Here is a 20,760-nt window from a genome sequence, read left to right on the forward strand (position 1 = left end):
TCCATCCTTACAAGCCCATTGGATGCGGCGCAGGGCTGCTACTCCTGCGCCGTTTCACACTGACTAACTAATACGATGATGTCATAGGCTGAGGTGCAGCGGACGAACTGGGCGGAACGCTTTCAGCCTATCGGCTCGCGCGGTTCCGATATTCAAGTGGGTGCCAAGAAAACGATCCCGCTCCTTCAGCGCGCACGTAGCCGACGCCAGGGAACGGCAGATGAGGCGCGGCGACGAGCTCGCGGCGCTTGGCCAGATCGCCGAATGTCTCCTTGCGGACCGACGCGGCGTCTTCCGGCTTCACGTCGTAGACAATTGTCACGTTCGGGTCAGGAAACTGGACCGCTGCAACGTGAATGACGTCACCGATGAAGGTCATCGATTGGTCCCTACTGCTAACGGTGAAGAAAGCGCTGCCCGGAGTGTGACCCGGGTGTAGCGAAGTCTTTATACCGGGCAGAATGGTTTCGCCTTCGCCAAACGTCTTCACTTTCGCAAGGTTTTCGTAGACACCGATGGNTTTTGCGGCCTCGTCAAAATACTGTTCCGCATATCCTGTCTTCTGGGCATTTGATGGATCGAGAAAGAATTTCAGATCCGGTGCGCCCACGTACACTGTGGCGTTCGGAAATGCCGGCTGGCCATCGCGAACTAGACCACCGGTGTGGTCCGTGTGGATATGCGTGATGAGAATCTCGGTCACGTCCTGAGGTTTCAGGCCGACGCTCGCGAGGCTGTCTAAGAGCTTGCCACCATACCCCGGCCCAAAGAGCTCGCCGGAGCCTGTATCGACAAGGATGGTATGGTCGGCGCTTTGGATTAGAAATGCATTGATCGACGCCTCAACTGGANTTTCCAGGAATTCTCTGTCGAGCAAATGGTCGGTATGGGAGTGAGATGTTCCGATAAGGAGTTTGTAGAGATCCTGAGGAACGGTTCCATCCGAAAGAGCTGTGATCCGGAAATCGCCGAGGGGGAAAGAGTAGCTGTTGGTGACTTGCTGATAGCTCTCAACGGCAGGCGCCTCGCTCGATGCGAATGTACGCGCTGATAGGCCTACTGAGAGTGCAACAGCGGTCGAGAACAGGAGAGATCGTGTATTTTTCAAGATTCTTATCCNTTTGGTAAACGAGAGATCCTCAGTTGGACCCGGCGGCCNGGGACGCGCCGCACCGTAGATGCAGTGCAACGCGAGCGATCGCGTCCGTGTGAACGGGTCGACTCCCCGGGCCGTCTGGAAAGTGCCATTTCAGGGTCTGAAAGACCAATCGCGATGAGCAATGCGACGTATCGTTATCGCCGATGTCTAAGTGTGGTCTCAGGCGTTTCCTAGAGCGGCTTCCACAACCATGGAACGCAGCCATTGATGAGCGGGGTCCGCTGACATCCTCGGATGCCAAAAGTATTTCAACGCGAACGTCCCCAGTTCGATCGGTGGCTCGAAAAGGTCGAGGCTGTGGACGAAGCGCCCTAGCAAACGTTTAGGCAGCGTGCAAAGGCAGTCGGTCGAAGCGACGATCAGAGGAGCCAGCGCATAGCTTTGAACGGACACTGCGACCCGTCGCCTTCGACCGTGCTCAGCCAGAACTCCATCGATGACCCCCTCGAACATACCGCCACGAGACGAAATCAACAGATGGTCGAGGGAGCAGAATTCGTCGAGGGAGAGAGAGCCGTTCCCACGAGGATGACCGATCCGTTGAGCCGTTACGAGTTCGTCATCGAACAGCTTGCGGCCGATCAGATCTTGCGGCGCATCANTTGCTGCGCCGATGTAAAGATCGACGTCACCGCGCTCCAAATGCTCGCCAATCATCGCCCTGTCCGGAAAGATGAAGGCAATCTTGACACCGGGCGATCTTTTGTGAATGTGGGGAAGCAGGTCAGGAGCGATAATTCCCGCAGGATTATCCGAAGCTGCGANTTTGAATGTCCGGTCGCTTGAGGAGGGGTCGAATACGTAAGCTTTTTGAGAAAACTGCTTGAAACGATCGAGAAGTTGATCCAACTCCGGCTTTAATGCNAAAGCATGCGGCGTCGCTGTCACGCCCCGTCCCTTCGACGCTGGAAGAAAAAGCGGGTCATTCAGGATGTGCCGAAGCTTGTTTAGCCGGCCCGACAAAGCAGACTGAGTGATATTCAGCCTAGCCGCCGCATGAGTGACGTTTCCATCTCGCAATAATGCATCAAGTGCGAGCAAAAGACCAACATCGAGTTCTCCCACACGCTCAACCAAATCTGTTCTCCGACCTTCTACTCTGATCATGACTATCGTAGTGGATTGTGTGGTTCGCTTCCAAGATGAAAGATGACGCCGTATATGTACTTTTCGGGAACTACGCGTATCCGGAAGCGCGATCATCACGCTAATAAATATCATGTGCGCTGTTCGGTGCGGGCCNTTTTTTTGCTCGCATCGCCTGCAAAGACGGAGGCGGACGTTTTAATCGAAATTTGCTGAGGTCAACTAGACTCATACCGGTTCAAACTGAATTGTCTTGCACCAATCTCCGGTTCGCGACCGTCAACGATCGCGGCGATCAAACGCGCGGAGCCGGTGCTCATTGTCCAGCCCAACGTGCCGTGACCGGTGTTCAAGAAAAGGCCGTCGATATTTGTCGCGCCAATTATTGGCGTGCCGTCNGGGGTCATCGGCCTCAGNCCCGACCNAAACGTTGCTTTGCCCATGTCGCCGCCAGGGAACAGGTCTGTGACAGAATGCTCCAGAGTTAGGCGACGCGCCGGACACAAAGTGCCGTTGTAGCCGGAAATCTCGGCCATGCCGCCGACCCGGATGCGGTCCCCCAAACGGGTGATGGCAATCTTGTAGGTCTCGTCCATAACAGTCGATTCCGGGGATTGGAGTGGATCGACGATCGGAACGGTAAGCGAATAGCCTTTTACAGGATACACCGGTAAGGCGATGCCATAAGGCCGAAGCAAGAGCGGTGAGTAACTGCCCAGCGCAACAATCACAGCATCTGCATCGACACGCTCTTGTCCCACCAAAAACACGCCCCTTGCTCGGCCCGACTCGATATCCAGCCCCGTTATGGTCGTGTCAAAGGTGAAACCCACGCCAAGTTCCCGGCATTTGGCGGAAAGCGCGTTTGTGAATTTGAAACAATCGCCCGTCTCGTCGTTCGGCGTCAGGAGGCCACCTACGAACTTCTGTCTGACCCTGGCAAGTGCAGGCTCGGCCCGGACACAGCCGTCNGGGTCGACCATTTCATAGGGTATCCCGTCGGCGGCCAAGGCTTCTGCGTCCTTCCCCGAAGCGTCCAACTGCTGTTGCGTGCGAAAAAGCTGCAGCGTGCCCCGCATGCGCTCATCGTAGGCTATTCCGGTTTCCTGGCGGATAGCGGCTAGGGCCTTGCGGCTATAGTCGGAAAGCTGCAGCATGCGGCTCTTGTTCATTGCATAGCGATCTGCCGTGCAATTCGTCAACATCCTGGCCATCCACGTAAGCATCGACGTGTCGAGTTTTGGGCGAAGGATCAGTGGCGCATGTTTCATGAAGAGCCATTTCATGACCTTCAAGGGGATTCCGGGCGCAGCCCATGGCGAGCAATAACCGAACGAAATCTCGCCGGCATTTGCGAAACTTGTTTCCAGCGCTGGGCCTTTCTGCCGATCAATGACCGTGACCTCGTGTCCGGCTTTCGCCAGCTCGTACGCCGATGTCACGCCGATAATTCCGGCGCCCAAAACAACGACCTTCATTGTGTTGATTCTCCGGCCNGGTTTCAATCGATGGTGCGCGCCAAAAGCGACAGCCAGTTCTCCGAGCCGANTTTGCGCAAGAGAGCGTCCGAGTGCCCCCTAGTGCGTAATGCATCGATCAGCACCGGCAGGCCGGCGCTGGAGCCAACCGCCTCGGGTATCGCCGCACCGTCGAAGTCTGAACCAAGGCCGACATGATCCTCGCCGAGCCGCTCGATCAGATAATCCAGTTGCTCAACCATCAAATCCACCGGGGTATCGCTGCGCATTTCGCCATCGGAACGCAGGAAACAGGTCGCGAAATTCAGTCCGACCATCCCGCCGGTATCGCGGATGGCATCCAACTGTCTGTCTGTGAGGTTGCGCGGCGAAGGGCAAAGCGCGTGAGCATTTGAATGGGTCGCGACCANGGGCGCGGTTGATAGGCGCGCCACATCCCAGAACCCCTTTTCCGTAATATGTGAGAGATCGACGACAATTTTCATCCGGTTGCAGGCTTCGATCAAGCGCTTGCCATTATCCGTCAAGCCGGGCCCCATATCGGGTGAGCCCGGAAAGTGGAACGGCACGCCATGACCAAATACGTTGTTGCGGCTCCAGACGGGCCCGAGCGAACGCAGGCCGCAGGCATAGAGGACCTCCAGGAACTCGAGGTCAGGGTCGATCGCTTCGGCTCCCTCAAGGTGGACAACGACCGCCAGCGCGCCTCGATCGCGGGCCGCATGAATATCCCGGGTGGAGGTGCAACGGACGACAGCACCGTGCGATTCGCGTTCGATACGAAGAAGAATGGCTAGTTTCGCAAGGATTGGCGGTCGNCCCCCGCTAGCATCCATAGGCGTGGGCATCGGGATCTGATACCGTCCATCCTTCATCCCGTCGAATGAGATGTTGTCGCTGGAGGGCGAGTAGAGCGCAAAAAGCCCTCCGAACAGTCCGCCGGCACGAGCCTTGGGCAGGTCAATATGGAAACTGTCACGGCCCTGGATAAAGGCATCGACGGGATCGTCGTGCCGGTTGCGATAGAGCTTCAGCAGAATGTCGTTATGACCGTCGAAAACGGGGATATCACCGGACATATCATTGCCTCCAATACAGGCGCAATACGATCACGGCGCCGACTGCCGGTAAGTTCGCCAAAGCAATCNTTTGTCATAGCGGTAAAAGGAGCTGCGGGTTGTTGCTCAAATTAGAACGGGTCAGCGTTGAGCGAAAACTCGAGATCTGCCCAGGATCCAGTCGATCACTTCCTTTGCCGGTCTCGGAAGAACCTGCCCGGACCGCACTAGCATTGAGGCTTTGCCAGATTCCAGCNAAGGATGGTCGACCTTGAGCGCGACCAGTCGGCCATCGTCCAGATAGTCTGCGACATGAAAGGGATCCAGAAACGTTCCGACATTCGTTTGCAAGGCCTGGTCAATCAGCATTCGCAGATTATTGGTGGTCATAGAGGCGATCATTTGCTCTTCTTCTGAATAAGCAATGTGATCGAGGATCTTTCGGATACCGTAGGATGTCGTGAGGAGCGCGAGAGGATAGGAAAATGCTTTGCGAACTGTCAGCGGTCCTTGTGCTGCCGCGGNCGCGAGAGGGTGCTGAGGCCTTACCAGCAGCCGTAGCGGGACGTCCACCTCTGCAAGTGAGGTCACCCGATGAGATGCTGGAGCGTTGAATGCTATCCCTAGATGACAGATGCCGTCCGCGACCGCCTCTAGAATGTCTGCGACCCCAAGAGCCTCGACTGTGAAATGTATATTGGGGTGCAATGCTGTAAACGGCAGGATGACCTCCTGCTGCAAGCCGGGGGCGAACCCTTCGCCGACGGCAATTCGGACGTGACCGCGACTGAGATTACCAATTTCGCTGANTTTCTGCTCGAGGTCCTCGAGTTGCAGCCGTGAAGCCTTCCAATATCTGAGCACTTCGAGCGCGGCTTCCGTCGGAACACTGCCGGCAATGCTACGCTCGAAAAGCTTGGCTCCGAGCTCATCTTCCAGCAGCCGGATTTGGCGTGTGATCACTGAGGGCGCCGTATTCAAGCGTTCAGCCGCGNCCCTGATCGAGCCACTGACGGTCACCTCGTAAAAATATCGAAGCCGCTGCGGATGAATATCTCTCATTGTCGCTCCCGTTGTTGCTCTGAAAGCAACGATGCGAAAGATGCATTGCATCNTTTTCGTACGCTAAAGAAGATGCACTCTGCCATCCGTGTCAATTGTCGTTCCCGCAGAAACGGGATCGGACACGCAAGAGCAGCGGTTCGCTGCAGTAAGGCGAGGATGCAATGGGGAGGACGACATGAAGAGAAGAACGTTTTTGAAAGCCGCCGCCGGCACGGCTAGTGCCGCAGTGATGGGCGCGCCATCGATTTCCCGCGCGGAAGGACGGGTTATCAAGGTTATCCCAATTTCCAATCTGTCTGGTATCGACCCAATCGTGACTTCGGGACAACCAATCCGCAATCACGGTTATCAAATATACGATACCCTATTCGGCCTAGATGCCAATCTGAAAGCCAAGCCACAAATGGCGGATGGCTTTGAAGCTTCGGCGGACAAGAAAGACTGGACGATCAAGCTAAGGGACGGCCTGAAGTTTCACGACGGCGAGCCCGTCCGTGCGACGGATTGCGTTGCAAGCCTGCGGCGCTGGGGCCAGAAGGACCCTTTGGGTCAGCGGATGTTCACACTCGCCGACGAGGTATCGGCGGTCGACGACAAGACCATGCGGTTCCGCTTCAAGTCATCCTTCGGTCTCGTGCCAGAAGCACTCGGCAAGGTTGGAGGACCTGCGCCTTTCATTATGCCAGAGCGGATTGCCAACACGGATGCGAACACGTCGATCACCGAGGCAATCGGATCCGGTCCCTTCCGGTTCGTGGCAGATGAGTGGGTGCCTGGCAACCGCGCCGTCTATGCGAAATTCGACGGCTACGTTCCGCGCAACGAGCAACCAAGCGGCACGACCGGCGGCAAGAAGGTCTATATCGACCGATATGAGTGGCACATCATTCCGGATGCCGCGACCGCGACGGCCGCGGCCGTTCGCGGAGAGATAGACTGGTATCACAACCCGGACACCAATCTCCTGCCACTGCTTCAGAATGAATCGCAGATCGACCTGACGCCTTTCGATGACTTCGGGTACGTAACCTGCATCCGCTTCAACCATCTTCATCCCCCCTTCGACAACGTGAAGATACGCCAGGCGATCATGATGGCGGTCAGTCAACTGGATTATCTTGCGGCGGAAGCAGGTGATCCGGCTCTCTACAACGAATGCAAGTCGATGTTCTTCTGCGGCACGCCGTCATCCACCGGCGCTGGTGGCGAGGCAATGACCGGCAATGTCGAGACAGCGGCTCAGTTGATCAAGGAGGCCGGTTATAACGGCGAGAAGATCGTGTTGCTCGCACCCACCGACCTTGTGTGGCTGTACAACGCTAATCTGGTCACCGAAGCTCTTCTCAAGAGCCTCGGTATGAATGTCGAGCTCCAAGCGATGGATCTGGGCACGTTCTATACCCGGCGAACCAACATGGATACGGTTGACAAGGGTGGCTGGTCGATCTTCCATGCGGGCTGGAGCGTCACGGATATTCTTGATCCATCAACTCATCTCGGACTTCAGGCCACCGGCAAGACGACTTGGCCGGGCTGGCCAACAGATCCGGATCTTGAAGCACTGCGTTTCGACTGGATTCAGGCAGGAACGGACGATGTGAGGGCTTCCGTCGCACGAAAGATCGAAATGCGAACCTTCGCGACCGTGCCATTCGTGCCGCTCGGCCAATTCAAAACGCCTTCAGCCAGACGCAAAACGATTACTGGCATGCTGAAGGCGCCGATCCCGATCGCCTGGAACCTGCAGAAAGCTTGAGCCGATAGCAGTTCTTCGGGATGGCCGGGCAGGAAGCAGAGCCCGGCCCTCCTCAATTTCGTTCGTGTTGCAAGCTGCATACGCATAATCTGCATGGGAGTCATCTTTGTCCAATTCAAACGTCATTACAACGGATCGGGCGCCTGCCGCCATTGGTCCCTATTCGCAAGCCAGAGTTCACGGCGGGCTACTCTTTGTGTCGGGGCAGTTACCGATCGATCCATTGACCGGCAAGATTTCCTCCGATGATCCTGCCGAACAGGTCAAGCAATGCCTGACAAACATCCAGGCGATTGCCGAAGCTGCCGGCACATCCATGGCACATTGTCTCAAGACGACGGTGCTCGTTACCGACCTTTCGCGATTTGCGGACATAAATGCCGCATATGGCCAGATGTTTACCGCACCTTATCCTGCCCGGGCGACCTATCAGGTAGGCGCGTTGCCGTTGAATGCCCAGATCGAGGTCGAGGCTGTCATCGCAATCATCTGAACGATGGTAATGTGGGCGCCGAAATCTGAAATTCCGGCGCCCTCAGATCGGACCATCAACACCGAGAGGCCGCTTTTAAAAGGGCGTAAGCCTTCCGCACGCCTCAGCAATCCGCCGGCAGGCATCTGCCAATTCATCCTGTTTTAACGCGTAGGATATCCTCAAATGTCCGGGACTGCCGAACAACCCACCCGGCACGACGGCCACGTGCGCCTCCTGCATCAGGTAGCGACTGACATCGTCGTCGGTTGCGATGACCTTGCCATCAGGCTGCTTCATACCCAAAGCACGTGCACAGCGCGGGAAAAGATNAAAAGGCGCCGTCCGGCGCAGCGCAGTCAAATAGTCGGGTAGCCCGCAGCTTCTCGATAAGAAACAGCGAGCGATCCCGAAACGAACGACACCGCTCGGCAAGGTAATCGTCCGGGCCGGTCAGAGCTGCAAGCACGGCCGCCTGCGAGATCGACGACGCGCATGATGTCGATTGACCCTGAACGATCGCCATGTTTCCGATCAGGGACTGCGGACCGACGCCCCAACCCATACGCCAGCCGGTCATGGCATAGGCTTTTGATGCTCCATCAACGACGAGCATCCNTTCCCTGAGGTCGGGAGCTGCGTCGCGCAAGCTGACNAAAGGAGCGTAGCTGATCTCGCGATAGATTTCGTCACTCATAACGGCGATCTGCGGATGACGTCTCAAGACATCCGCCAGCGCAACCAGTTCATCCGGCCGATAAACAGCTCCTGAGGGATTGCCGGGATTGTTGAGCAGCAGCCAACGAGTTCGTTTTGTAATCGCGTTCTCGAGCTGTTCCNGGGTGATCTTCAATCCCGTGTCTGCGGTCTGCACCACCACCGCGCGGCCGCCGACGATCTGCACCATGTCCATGTACGTGGTCCAAAAAGGCGCTGCGAAAATAACCTCGTCACCAACATTCAACGTTGCCATTAAGGCATTGNAAATGACCTGCTTCGCTCCCGTACTGACGAGCACTTCCNTTTCGGTTGCGTCGTGGCGCTTCCCGATAGCGGCGCGCAATTCTGGGGTGCCCGAATTGGCGGTGTAACGCGTCTTGCCGTTTCGTGCCGCTTGAAACGCTGCGTCCACGACATGTTCAGGAGTAGGGAAGTCAGGCTCGCCGACCCCCAGATCAATGACGTGTTTTCCTTCTGCCCTCAACAGTGCGGCGGCTTCCGAAATCCGCACGATACCCGACACCTCGATCCCGAGGAGCCGGTCTGCACGGGAAAATGGAGAGCGGTCGTTCATATCAGTCCACCAAAATTTCCGGCGGATTTTCGTCATATGTTCGGATGATGCTTCGCTTCGGTTCGGCAACTGGATTGTCGAAGAGCTCGCTCTGCGTCTCCTTATCCGAAAGGAAGAGGAATAGTCCCGGTTCGTTTCCCAGGGGGTAGGCATCGACCGCATGCCAGGTGCCCAGCTTAAACATAATGCCTTGGCGATCGAGGCGAAATGCCCGCAACTTCGCCGGCGTAGGCACCTCTTCCGCCGGCTCGCTTACAACAATCACCGTGGGAGATCCACCGATATGCATGCGGGATTCTGTTACATGGAAGTGTCTCTCGATCTTATGGACCTTGAAGGGCTGCGGCTTGAAGCTGATGAGTTGCAGAATGAGCGGCCCGTCGCACTGCCAAGGGAATCTGTGAACACTTTTCGTCGGCAAGTCGAAGTCCGGGATCTCGTGCGGGTGAAAGACACGTCCGAAAGGCGCGAATGCCTCCGGTGTCAACGTTTCGATTTCAATGCCATGCCCTGACGTCACGTGTTTACCTCCTCGAAATTGTATCGGGTTCCGGATNGGACCGGTCCCAACCGGGAAGGTAGCAAGCGGCAGGTGGCGACGATATGCGCAAACGTTACGCCAGCATGTTGCCCTATGGGCACTGCCTCCGGTGGGTTCAACATCGACCGAAGATTTTGGAATGTCGTCGAATATAATCGATCATCGTGGTCATCGCCTTTGTCGGCGTCCGGCCAGATCGCGCAATGACATTCGCCTGGTTTTCGGTCAGCAACGGATGGTCAATCTCGAGCGCTTTCAATTCACCACTACCGAACTCGGCCGCGACATAGCGCGGACCAAGAAACGCAACGGCCGTGCCGTTGCAGATGAAGTGGGCGATGGCTCGGGAGGAATTCGAGGAGAACACGACGTTCAGAGGAATGCGCTTTGAATCGGCCAGAAGTTCAGTGGTGCGACCAAGCCCGAAATTGTTCGGCATTTTAGCGATTGGGTACGACAGGGCGCGGGCCAGCGTGATTGGCTCGGTTGTTTTGGCGAGTTCGTGATCATTGCTGACAAAAAGCTTGATAGGCACATCGACATGCAGGAACGAGCGGATATAGCTGACCTTCGGAGGGTTATAGACAATTCCGAGATGCGCGATATCCGACGCGACCTGATCTACGATGTCTCCGACTGAAAGCACGTTCACCGAAAGCTCTATTTTGGGAAAGTCCCTGTTGAATGGCTTGACGACATTGTCGACAAAATCAACCAGGAACCCCTCAGAAACTGAGATATAAACCTTTCCGCGCTTGAGCGCCCGGGTCTCAGCGATACGCTCTTCGAGGATCTCCATAAGCGAACGGGAAGAATGCCAGTAGTCGAGCAGGAACTGTGCGGCATCAGTCGGTTTACTGCCAGAGACGTCGCGCTCAAACAGCTTGACGCCCATCTCCTCCTCAAGCAGTTTTAACTGCCGCGTCACGACTGAAGGGGCGGTGTTCAACTCATCGGCTGCCCGGCGGATGGAGCCATGCAGCGCAACATTGTAGAAATAGCGTAGTCGGCGCTCATTGAGTTCCCGCATTCTCTCGCCAACATCCTTTCGAGACAAAGCGCCGGAGCTTCTCCGGGGCCGTCCAGTCCGTTTAAATATTCCGCGACATGCGCGGATCCAAATAATCCCGCAATCCGTCGCCTATGAGATTGATGCTTAGCACGGTGATCGACAGGAACACGGCGGGAAAGAAGATCATATGGGGATAGATCTGGAAGAACGTCCGCCCGTCAGCGATGATATTGCCCCATGTCGGGATAGACGATGGCGTGCCTGCGCCGATGAAGCTCAGGATCGACTCGACGATAATGGCGGAACCACAGATGAAGGTTCCCTGAACTATCAGCGGGGCCAGAGTGTTGGGCAGGATATGCCTGNAAAGGATGTGGTGGATCGGAGCACCTGACGCTATTGCCGCTTCAACGAAAGGCTGGCCGCGCAAAGTGAAGACGACGGAACGCATCAGACGGGTGACCCGCGGTATCTCCGAAATCGTCAATGCGATGATGACGTTGCCGACGCTGGCTGTCGTCAGCGCCATCAGGGCGATGGCCAAGAGAACGGCCGGTATTGCCATGAAGGCTTCGAGGACACGACTCATAATGGCATCCACCGACCTGAAGAAACCCGATACGAGGCCGAGAAGGATTCCGCATGCGAGCGACAACACGGATACGGACACCCCGACGAGCAGGGAAACACGACCACCTGCAATCACGCGGGCGAAAAGATCGCGACCAAGCGCATCGGTGCCGAACCAATAAAGTGAGGACGGGGGCTTCAATCTCCTCAGCGGGGAAATAGCATTTGGGTCAACCGTGTAGATAATCGGTCCGACAAGAGCGATCAGGATCACGCTCNAAAGCAAAATGCCGCCGACGACTACGGATAGATTCTGGTGCACAAATCGATTCCAGAGCGCATAGCGTGAGGGTGTGTTTTCTAGGATTACAGTCATGGGATCAGTTTCTGATTCTGGGATCGAAAATGGCATAGCTGATGTCCACCAGGAGATTTACCGCTACGTAGATCGCCGACAGTAGAATGAGCACGCCCTGGATAACCGGATAATCGCGTTGCAGGATTGCATCGACCAGTAGTCGGCCGAGACCAGGAATAGCGAACACTGTCTCGGTGACAACCACGCCGCCCATCAGCAGCGCAATACCAATTCCCACGATCGTGGCGATGGGGACTGCGGCATTTCTCAAGGCATGGCGCAATAACACGACATGTTCACTCAGTCCTTTGGAACGGGCGGTGCGAATATAATCCTGCGAAAGCACCTCAATAACGCTCGCTCGCGTGATGCGCGTGATCAGAGCAATATAGACCGTGCTTAGCGAAAGCGCTGGAAGGATAAGATTGTAAAACCAACCCGACCAGCTCGTTGCCAACGGCGTGTAGCCTTGAACCGGAAACCAGGCGAGTTTGACCGAGAGGAACCAGATCATCAGATAGGCGATGATGAATACCGGAACCGAAAANCCCMAAATCCCAATTGCCATTGCTATCCGGTCAATTAGGCCTCTGGCCCGCCATGCGGCAAGCGTGCCGAGCGGAACCGCGACCGCTATCGATATGATGATCGTCAGGACTGCCAACGACAAGGTCGGCTCAAGGCGCTGCGCAATCAACGCGGTCACGGGCTTGTGGGAGAAAATTGAAATTCCCAGATCTCCTCGGAAAGTATTCCAGAGAAAGATACCGAGCCGCACGTGGAAAGGTTGATTGAGACCGAGCGTTTCCCGAATTGCCTCGATGTCGGCGGGCTGCGCCATGTCCCCCGCGATAACCGCAGCCGGATCGCCGGGAGCGAAATAAAGCAAAGAAAATGCGATTAGCGCAACGAGAAACATGACCGGAAGAGCGGCGAGAATCCGCCGTGCAAGGAAGGATATCATCGGCTCGCTCCTGAGTTCGGTTCGCTTACTTCAACCATTTTATCTGACCTCCTCTTGGGAATAGCCGGCATTTGCCTGAAACGGGTCGAGAGAGGCTGGCCAGTAGGGCTGGCGTTTCTTCGAGTAAGGGAGGGTTGCGAACTTTGTCGAGGCCGATCCGCCGGCATCCACGTAACGGACCTCCGCAGCCAGAGGTCCAAAGCCAGTCAGGAAATGCTGCATCGACTTGACCACGATTATCTTCTTGTCAGTCAATTCACATCCGAGGGCCGTGAAGGCCTCGGGCGAATGAGTCTGAAGTCTGGTCGAGGTGAGAACGATGTCAATTTCCGCGCCGTTTACCCACACCCCGGTCCCGAGGCTCATGCGCCCGCCGCTCAGCGCGGGCTGTGAATGGTCCCGCTTGATGCCCATGACAGTGACGCGCAGGTCCACCGGGTCGCCGGACTGCGGCCCCATCTTGCCACCGACGCGAAGGTCGAGTTCTCCACCAACACCGGTTTCCAGGCACATCTGAACAGCAACGGGGTCCCAAAAGCACCCGATAGCGACGTTTTCCACTTTTCTATCAATCAAGCCGCGCAGAATATTAGTGTTGTCTGCGGCCGCGCCCGCACCCGCATTGTCTGCGACATCGGCAAACACGATTGGTGCCGCAGAGGACGAGAGAGCGGCACTGATTGCCTCTTCGACCGTATCGTAGCGCTGGGCCGCTAAATCCCGGATATCCCACAATTCTTGACGAAATCGCTCGGCGGTCTTTACCGCAGCTTTCATATCGTTGTCGGCCACAACGAGCATTTTAGCCCCAACGTCCGCTACATCAGCCCATGGAAAGCCGTGCCCGAAGGAGACCGAGAGTATTCCGTCGTGGCCCTCCGCCTCGGACATGCGTGTGACGAAGGATCGCATTGGTTCGGTCGGCGGACGCCAGACGCCGATCATCCGGCAGTCTTCCAGTGCCATTACGGGCCTGATTTCTCCTGCGAGCGTGCGGCCCACGAGGTCGTAGACCTCTCTCGCCCTTTCGGCGATATCAGTATGGGGATATTCTTTGAAGGCGACAATGATATCCGCCTTGGTGCGCATCAGCTCCGTCAGGTGGCAATGGAGGTCTATCTCGACGCCGATCGGCACCGATGGTCCGACGGTCTCTCGAACCCTTGCGATGATATCACCCTCGCAATCGTCATAGCCTTCAGCCACCATGGCGCCATGCAGGAAGAGCAACACCTTGTCCACCGGCAACGCTTTCTGCAGATCCTCCAGGATTTCGTCCCGCAATCCTTCATAGGCGGTTCGTTGCGTCTTGCCCGCAGGAGCCGCGAAAGCGCATATGCTTTCTACCACCTGATCCCCGTCCGAGGTCGCCAGACGACGCCATTCGATCAACGGAATGTTGCCAAGCACCGGCGCGCGCAGTCCTCCGTCGCCGCGAAAATACTCACGGGTGGTGAACGATTCTCGCACGGATGGAAAAGGCGAAAACGTGTTGGTTTCTGTCGCGAGAGTGGAAATGAAGACTTTCAAACGGATCTCTCCCAAACCTGAAATTTAAACGACTTGCCTCAGAAGGCATCAATCACTGTGCCCACTCAGATCGATCCCACTCCTGGCAGACGTGGCCGACCGAGACCTCCCGATACTCGCGCTTGGGGGCGATGTAGTTCGGCGGCCTGATCGGCGAGGGCAGTTCGCGGATCGGAGGCGCGGGACGCTTCCCGCGCTCGCGCGGCTCAGGCACCGGAACTGCTGACAACAGACGCTTCGTATAGGGATGCGTGGGATTGCCGAAGATCGAGGCTCGAGGTCCGATTTCGACAATCTCTCCCAGATACATCACGGCGACACGATGACTGATCCGTTCTACCACCGCCATATCGTGGGAGATGAAGAGATAGGACAAATTCATTCCCTTCTGAAGGTCGAGCATCAGGTTCACCACCTGCGCCTTGACCGATACGTCAAGCGCCGACACTGCCTCATCCGCGATGATGAGTTTCGGTCGGACAGCCAGAGCGCGTGCGATCGAAATGCGTTGACGCTGGCCGCCTGAGAATTCATGTGGGAACCGTCTCATCATATCCGGCNAAAGCCCCACCTCCCGGAGCAACTGCGCGACGCGATCCTTGGATTCGCGTCTGCTTGTCATTCCGTGCAGAAGCATCGGCTCAGCAATGGCATCGCCTATCCGGATTCGAGGATTGAGGCTTGCATAAGGATCTTGGAAGATCATCTGCATCTTCGTCCGAGCCTTGCGCAGTTCGGCCGCCGAGCATTTCATGAGATCCTGGCCATCGACGACGATTTCGCCGCTCAGTGGGTGCTCGAGCCGCATGATCGACCGGCCGGTCGTGGATTTGCCGCATCCGGATTCCCCAACAACGGATAAGGTCTCGCCTGCCTTCAGGTTGAAGGAGATGTTTTCGACCGCGTGGACCCGCCCGCCGAGCCTACCCAGGAAACCATTGTTGATGTCGAAGCGGGTGACCAGGTCTCTAACCTCCAGAACGGTCGCAGCCTTCTCGATTGTCAGCTTGCGTGTGCTAGAAGTCTCCGGCGTTTGCGGGGGAAGGGCCTGCTGATCCTGTAAAGGAAGTACGAAATGTGCAGGCTCCGATGTGCCTGTCATCGATCCAAGCCTCGGCACCGCCGCTAATAGTGTACGCGTATAATTGTTCTTCGGTTCGTGGAAAATATCCACGGTGTCCCCGTGCTCAACCAAATTGCCTCGAAACATGACGAGTGTTCGATGCGCAATCTCTGCAACCACTCCCATGTCATGGGTGATGAACAGGATGGACATCTGTTCTTCTGCCTGTAACTGGCGCAGCAATTGCAATATTTCCGCCTGGATCGTCACATCCAACGCCGTGGTCGGTTCATCGGCGATCAGCAATTTAGGCCGGCAGGCAAGCGCCATGGCGATCATGACGCGCTGGCGCATGCCGCCTGNAAACTGGTGAGGAAAATCATCCAGACGAGTGGCGGCCGCCGGTATGCTGACGCGGTCGAAGAGCCGCACTGTCTCTGCTCGTGCTTCGGAGACCGACATCTTGCGGTGCAAGACGAGCGTTTCCGACAATTGCCTGCCCACCGGGAGGACGGGGTTGAGACTCGTCATCGGTTCCTGGAAGATCATCCCGATCTCGCCGCCGCGTACCTTGCGCATCTCCCGCTCCGGCAGCACGGTGAGATCGCGCTCATTAAGCAGGATCTGGCCCTTAACCTCGCTTGATCGGGTATCGAGCAGGCGTGTGATGGCGAGGCTCGTCACGCTTTTGCCGGAGCCGCTTTCGCCGACGATGGCGAGCGTTTCACCCGGATTGACGTCGAACGAAATGCCGTTAACCACCTGTGATCGGCCGTGCCCCGACAGAAATGCGACTTCCAGATCCCGAACGGATAATACAGTTTCGACCACGGATACCCTCTCAATTTTCATAGATAAGTCGGGATGGCCGCGCAGGGCGCCGCCTGTCCTGTATCGCAGAGAACTGTCCCGCCTCAGGCAGTCTTCTGGACGTTCCAAAAGAGCGGGGCAGGCGACTTTACAATCCCGCTTACGGTCTTGCGATAAGCGGTAATCTGGGAACGCTGGCCAAGTGGTACATAGGGTACCGACTGAAATGCATGCGCTTCGACATCACTTGCTATCTTCTTTCGCTGGTCTTGGGATGTCGCCTTCATCCAATCCGTCCGAAGGGATTCCAGCTTGGCATCATCCGGCCAGCCAGGCCATGCGGCAAGACCGTTGCCGCGTAGAGCGAGATGTTGCGCCGGGCTGAGGAAATCAACCGACCCAGCACCCGAGACAAGGGCGCTCCAGCCGCCTTTTTCAACCGGCTCCGTCGAATTTCGACGCGTGAAATAGGTACCAAGATCCATGGTCTGGACTTCGACCGTCATGCCAATATTGCGCAGAAGCTGCTCGACGACGAGGCTGGCTGAATAGATCCACGGGATGTCGGTGGCCGAAATGAGGACCACTTTCTCGCCGGCATAACCAGCGTCCTTTAAAAGGGCTTTGCCCAGTTCCAGATCGCCCTTCATCACGTCCGATCCGGTGCCCGAAGACATCGGAGTGCCGCAGAAGAAGAACGACTTGCAAACTTCGTAATTGCCTTCTCCGACCATGGCGACGAGTACGTCTTCCTGGTTGATGGCGGCCATCACCGCCTGACGAACCTTCACGTTGTTGAAGGGTTTTTGCTGTTGGTTGAAGCGCAACATTGTCCCCTGGTAGGGATCATAATCGCCGACCACGACATTAGGATCGCCTCTCAAAAGCTCGACAAGGTTGAGATCGGGTTTTTCGAACCAGTCGATTTCGCCACGCTTTAGTGCCGCGACCGCTGTTGATTGATCGGGGATAATGAGCCACTCGACACGATCGAAATTGACCTGTTTGCCGCCAGCAATGCCGCTCGGCGTTTNCTCGCGAGGAATATAACCGTCGAATCTTTCATAGGCGGCTTTGCTGCCCGGTACCCACTCGTTCGGTAGAAAGCGATACGGGCCGGATCCGGTGGCGTCAGTGATCTGCGTTTTGCTGTCCGTAGCGCCGGCGATGCGCTCGGGCATGATAAAACACACCGGCGTGGAAGATTTACCGAGTGCAACGTAGATGAGCGGGAAGGGGGATTTCAACGTGAAGCGGATCGTATTGTCATCAACGGCTTCGAGCTTGTCCGTAGCCTCGAGCAGGGATTGTCCGAGGCCATCCTTANCCCCCCAACGTTTAATGCTCGCGATGCAATCCTGCGCGCGCACCGGTGCGCCGTCATGAAATTTCAATCCGGGCCGCAGCGAGAACGTGTAGGCGAGGCTGTCGTCGCCTTCCTCCGCCTTATCCACCATCTGCGGCTGAATTTCAAAGTTTTCGTCTTCCGCAAACAAGGTGTCATAAACCAAATAGCCATGATTGCGGATTGGATATCCGCTTGTGACGATCGGATCTATCGACGAAAGATTTCCGGCAGGGACAAACCGCAACACATTGGGCCTGGACTGCGCCGAGGCTCGATTTGCGCTTGATGCAAGTAGTGCAAACGCCGCCGTGTGCTGCAGGAATTCACGTCTCGTCCCTGTCATCGTCGCTCCACCCGTTGTTGGCTTATCGCTCTCGATAGGGGCGATGCCTATTCTTTGGAGCTAACGTAAGCACAAAGGCCTGAGACGTAAAACCGTAAACGGAACACAATGGTGTTGCCTGTTGGGCAACACCAATCCTATCGGAAAAACTGCCACTAACCTTGCGGCAGTGGTGGCAGGACCTCGTCAGGGATCGGGCAGACGTATNCCCCCCCGGCATTGCGGTTACGATGTTCCTGTTTCGCCTGTTCAAGCAAATCAGTATCTTTGATTGCGCGTAACACGGAAGCAGTCATAACCTTCGCAGCCTGGAACATCCCCTTATGTGCAGCCGGCAATTTCCCCTGTGAGACGAGTTGCCACGAATGAAAGGCCGTGCTGCGCGCGAAACTGGCGACCCAAATCTGCGCCAGCGGGATCACAACTGAAACATCGCCCACGTCTGTCGACCCGAGCGAATTGCCGACGTGATCCGCAAGCGGAGCTATATCGCCGTCCAGCGCGCGGTTGCCTTGATAATCCGGATCATTGAACGCGACTGCCGCTGCCAAATCCTTCTCATCGAAGTCAGGTGCGCCAAGCGCGATGAACTGCTCGTGCATCATCGTGGTCAGAGCCAGATTAGGTTGATACGGCGACATTCCCGATTCGATCGAGAATTCAACTTGGGATCCGCTCATCATCGCCGCCCCGCGCGCAACCTGCTCGACGCGCGCCACGAGGGCATTCAAACCTTCGATGGTACGCGACCTTACGATGTAGGCGAGCTCTGTTCTAGACTGGACGACGTTTGCGGCAATTCCTCCAGCATCACGATAGGCGTAATGGATACGCTCGCCATCTTCGATGTGTTCGCGCAGGTAGTTGCAGCCGACATTCATCAGTTCGGCGGCATCGAGAGCACTTCGTCCGAGATGCGGCGTTAGGGCCGCATGCGAGGCATGTCCGCGAAAAATGACCCGTATTTGCAAAAAGGCGTTGGTCCGGCTCATGTGGGCGGAGGACGTTGGGGCCGGATGCCACGAAAAGGCGGCATCGAGATCGTCAAAGACCCCGGCGCGGGCCATGAAAGCCTTTCCGCCGCCACCCTCTTCCGCCGGGCAGGCGTAGTAGCGAATGGTGCCTGGAATGCCCATGGCTTCAAGTATTTCTGCTGCGGCTGCCGCGGCAAGCGCCGATCCGGTGCCAAGCAGGTTGTGCCCGCAACCGTGGCCGGCCATGCCTGGATGAAGAAACTCCTCTTTCGCCGAGCCCGCGACTTGGCTCATCCCCGCCAGAGCATCGAACTCGCCCAGGAGACCAATCACCGGCTTGCCCTTGCCACGTTCCGCGACAAAGGCAGTGGGCAATCCGCCGATGCCCGCCGTGATCTTGAAGCCTTCAGCTGCCAGCACGTCCATCTGGGCTTTGCTGGAGCGACTTTCGGAGAACCCCAATTCGGCAAATTCCCAGATCTCGTCGGCCAGCCGGGAATAACGAGCCGCTCTCTTGTCCACGGCCGCAAGAACACCTGCAAGATCGATTGTGATTTCATTCATACCCATGTCTCCTTCTCAAGGCGAATTAAATGGCGCGACCGTCGCCCGGCGTTTGCCAATCCGGCAGAGGTGCCCAGCCATGCGGCCTTGGCACACGAACTTAGCCGCGAGTGCGTACTGCATGGGTCATGCGCTCCAGAATCTCGCTGAGTATCGTTTCCGATGTCGCNAAATTCAGCCTTGCAAAGGCCTCACCGCCTGTCACAAACGTCTGCCCGGCGCTTAGGGCTACGTGCGCTTCGCCCAGAAAGAAATCGTAGGCCGGCAAGGGTAATCCAAGTGCGCTGCAGTCGAGCCACGCCATGTACGTGCCTTCGGGTGCATAGACCCGGAGTTCCGGCAGGTCCTTTTGCAACCTTTGCATGAGCAGGCCGCGCATGTCGGCCAGATATGACAGTACATCATGCTGCCATTGATGGCTGCGCTCCCAAGCTGCAATCGTCGCATCGATACCCATGACATGTCCCGGGACAATCACTCTGCGCGGGAAGGACTTGAGATAGCGATCGCGTAACTCCGCAGTGCCAAAGTGAACAAACGCGCATTTCAGGCCCGCCGTATTGAATGATTTCGCCGCCGAACCCAGAGTGATCGTTCGCCTTGCTATTTCCTTGCCAAGGGAGGCAATGGGAACATGCCGGAACTGATCGAAGGTAATCTCGCAGTGCACCTCGTCCGAAATGATGAGCAGATCGCGAGCCAGAGCGAACTCCGCCAGTTTTTCCAGGTCCTGGCGATCGAGCACGCCTCCCGTCGGATTGTGTGGATTGCACAGCACAAGCAGGCGTGTCTGGGGTCCGATGGTATTGGTGAGGTTGTCGAAATCGATGGATAAACGATTTCCGTCGTCCACGGTTCCGACGGGGGTAAAAACGCGCCCGGTCGAGACTATCGCGTCTCGAAATGGCGGATAGCAAGGTTCCTGGACCGCAACGCCATCGCCTGTTTGCGAAAACGCCAGTATGGTTGTGAAAATTGCTTGCACGAGATCGGNAACGACGACAACATTTTCCGGGTCCGGACGCCAATCGAAAATCCTGCTCATGCGTTCAGCATAGAGCAATGCCACAGAGGCCGGCGTGCGAGATCCGTTTCTTGCCNGGTACCCGTATTGTTGAGCAGTCGCTATTCGTGACAGAGCATCGGCGATCGCTGGCGCCGCCGCATAGTCCATCTCGGCCACAAATGCCGGAAGGACATCTTCCCCATAGGTGGACCACTTGAGATTACCACGACGGCGCAGCGCCGGTTCGTCCATCAGAAAATATATACTGTCCGGATTGCGCTTCAGCGGAGCAGCTTCGACATTCTGCAT

18 protein-coding genes are annotated in these 20,760 nt (G+C 56.6%); 2 read left to right on the forward strand and 16 right to left on the reverse strand.

What is annotated here, in order from left to right:
- Nucleotides 1-127 precede the first annotated feature (127 nt).
- From CUC55_RS06735 to CUC55_RS06755, 5 genes are all read right to left on the reverse strand, one after another.
- Complete coding sequence (locus tag CUC55_RS06735) at nucleotides 128-1,189, reverse strand: MBL fold metallo-hydrolase (RefSeq protein ID WP_425352767.1); 1,062 nt, start codon at nucleotides 1,187-1,189, stop codon at nucleotides 128-130.
- A 129-nt stretch (nucleotides 1,190-1,318) separates the two neighbouring features.
- The gene (locus CUC55_RS06740; protein WP_425352768.1) at nucleotides 1,319-2,380 is read right to left on the reverse strand and encodes a LysR family transcriptional regulator; all 1,062 of its coding nucleotides are present in this window, start codon (nucleotides 2,378-2,380) and stop codon (nucleotides 1,319-1,321) included.
- A gap of 83 nt (nucleotides 2,381-2,463) precedes the next feature.
- Nucleotides 2,464-3,723 carry a D-amino acid dehydrogenase gene (locus tag CUC55_RS06745; RefSeq protein ID WP_103087357.1) on the reverse strand — a complete coding sequence of 420 codons (1,260 nt, stop codon included), beginning with the start codon at nucleotides 3,721-3,723 and terminating at the stop codon, nucleotides 2,464-2,466.
- Between the two features lie 23 nt (nucleotides 3,724-3,746).
- Nucleotides 3,747-4,802 (reverse strand): dipeptidase, encoded by a 1,056-nt coding sequence (locus CUC55_RS06750; RefSeq protein ID WP_103087358.1) that lies wholly within the window; start codon nucleotides 4,800-4,802, stop codon nucleotides 3,747-3,749.
- Between the two features lie 120 nt (nucleotides 4,803-4,922).
- Nucleotides 4,923-5,894, reverse strand: a complete 972-nt coding sequence (locus tag CUC55_RS06755; RefSeq protein ID WP_103087359.1) for a LysR family transcriptional regulator — start codon at nucleotides 5,892-5,894, stop codon at nucleotides 4,923-4,925.
- Between the two features lie 127 nt (nucleotides 5,895-6,021).
- On the opposite strand from CUC55_RS06755, the gene CUC55_RS06760 reads away from it, so the two are divergent.
- Both CUC55_RS06760 and CUC55_RS06765 read left to right on the forward strand, forming a co-directional pair.
- Nucleotides 6,022-7,602: an ABC transporter substrate-binding protein gene (locus tag CUC55_RS06760; protein WP_067650097.1), complete on the forward strand. Its 1,581-nt coding sequence runs from the start codon at nucleotides 6,022-6,024 to the stop codon at nucleotides 7,600-7,602.
- Nucleotides 7,603-7,708: 106 nt separating this feature from the next.
- Nucleotides 7,709-8,095 carry a Rid family detoxifying hydrolase gene (locus tag CUC55_RS06765; RefSeq protein ID WP_067650100.1) on the forward strand — a complete coding sequence of 129 codons (387 nt, stop codon included), beginning with the start codon at nucleotides 7,709-7,711 and terminating at the stop codon, nucleotides 8,093-8,095.
- A gap of 75 nt (nucleotides 8,096-8,170) precedes the next feature.
- On the opposite strand, the gene CUC55_RS23400 is transcribed toward CUC55_RS06765, so the two are convergent.
- The 11 genes from CUC55_RS23400 to CUC55_RS06815 all read right to left on the reverse strand — a co-directional run bounded on the left by CUC55_RS23400 (nucleotide 8,171) and on the right by CUC55_RS06815 (nucleotide 20,760).
- Nucleotides 8,171-8,374, reverse strand: a complete 204-nt coding sequence (locus CUC55_RS23400; RefSeq protein ID WP_342587808.1) for an aminotransferase class I/II-fold pyridoxal phosphate-dependent enzyme — start codon at nucleotides 8,372-8,374, stop codon at nucleotides 8,171-8,173.
- Nucleotides 8,361-9,404 carry a pyridoxal phosphate-dependent aminotransferase gene (locus tag CUC55_RS06770; RefSeq protein WP_425352769.1) on the reverse strand — a complete coding sequence of 348 codons (1,044 nt, stop codon included), beginning with the start codon at nucleotides 9,402-9,404 and terminating at the stop codon, nucleotides 8,361-8,363. The genes CUC55_RS23400 and CUC55_RS06770 overlap by 14 nt, the downstream gene beginning before the upstream one ends.
- Nucleotides 9,370-9,888 carry an ureidoglycolate lyase gene (locus CUC55_RS06775; protein WP_067650106.1) on the reverse strand — a complete coding sequence of 173 codons (519 nt, stop codon included), beginning with the start codon at nucleotides 9,886-9,888 and terminating at the stop codon, nucleotides 9,370-9,372. The genes CUC55_RS06770 and CUC55_RS06775 overlap by 35 nt, the downstream gene beginning before the upstream one ends.
- A 136-nt stretch (nucleotides 9,889-10,024) precedes the next feature.
- Nucleotides 10,025-10,939, reverse strand: a complete 915-nt coding sequence (locus tag CUC55_RS06780) for a LysR family transcriptional regulator (RefSeq protein ID WP_067650108.1) — start codon at nucleotides 10,937-10,939, stop codon at nucleotides 10,025-10,027.
- A gap of 61 nt (nucleotides 10,940-11,000) precedes the next feature.
- On the reverse strand, nucleotides 11,001-11,903 hold the full coding sequence (locus CUC55_RS06785) for an ABC transporter permease (protein WP_425352770.1): 903 nt from the start codon (nucleotides 11,901-11,903) through the stop codon (nucleotides 11,001-11,003).
- The gene (locus CUC55_RS06790; RefSeq protein WP_103087361.1) at nucleotides 11,872-12,813 is read right to left on the reverse strand and encodes an ABC transporter permease; all 942 of its coding nucleotides are present in this window, start codon (nucleotides 12,811-12,813) and stop codon (nucleotides 11,872-11,874) included. Before CUC55_RS06790 ends, CUC55_RS06785 begins: the two co-directional genes overlap by 32 nt.
- Before the next feature lie 39 nt (nucleotides 12,814-12,852).
- On the reverse strand, nucleotides 12,853-14,343 hold the full coding sequence (locus CUC55_RS06795; protein ID WP_067650117.1) for a M81 family metallopeptidase: 1,491 nt from the start codon (nucleotides 14,341-14,343) through the stop codon (nucleotides 12,853-12,855).
- A gap of 52 nt (nucleotides 14,344-14,395) precedes the next feature.
- Nucleotides 14,396-16,258, reverse strand: a complete 1,863-nt coding sequence (locus CUC55_RS06800) for an ABC transporter ATP-binding protein (RefSeq protein WP_103087362.1) — start codon at nucleotides 16,256-16,258, stop codon at nucleotides 14,396-14,398.
- A 62-nt stretch (nucleotides 16,259-16,320) separates the two neighbouring features.
- Entirely contained in the window at nucleotides 16,321-17,907 is a 1,587-nt protein-coding gene (locus tag CUC55_RS06805) for an ABC transporter substrate-binding protein (protein WP_103087363.1), read from the reverse strand.
- A 155-nt stretch (nucleotides 17,908-18,062) separates the two neighbouring features.
- Complete coding sequence (locus CUC55_RS06810) at nucleotides 18,063-19,451, reverse strand: amidohydrolase (protein ID WP_425352771.1); 1,389 nt, start codon at nucleotides 19,449-19,451, stop codon at nucleotides 18,063-18,065.
- 94 nt (nucleotides 19,452-19,545) lie between these two features.
- Nucleotides 19,546-20,760, reverse strand: coding sequence for a MalY/PatB family protein (locus CUC55_RS06815; protein WP_103087364.1), 1,215 nt, complete (start codon nucleotides 20,758-20,760; stop codon nucleotides 19,546-19,548).

Source organism: Agrobacterium bohemicum (genome assembly GCF_002896715.1).
GTDB classification, from domain to species: Bacteria; Pseudomonadota; Alphaproteobacteria; order Rhizobiales; family Rhizobiaceae; genus Agrobacterium; species Agrobacterium bohemicum.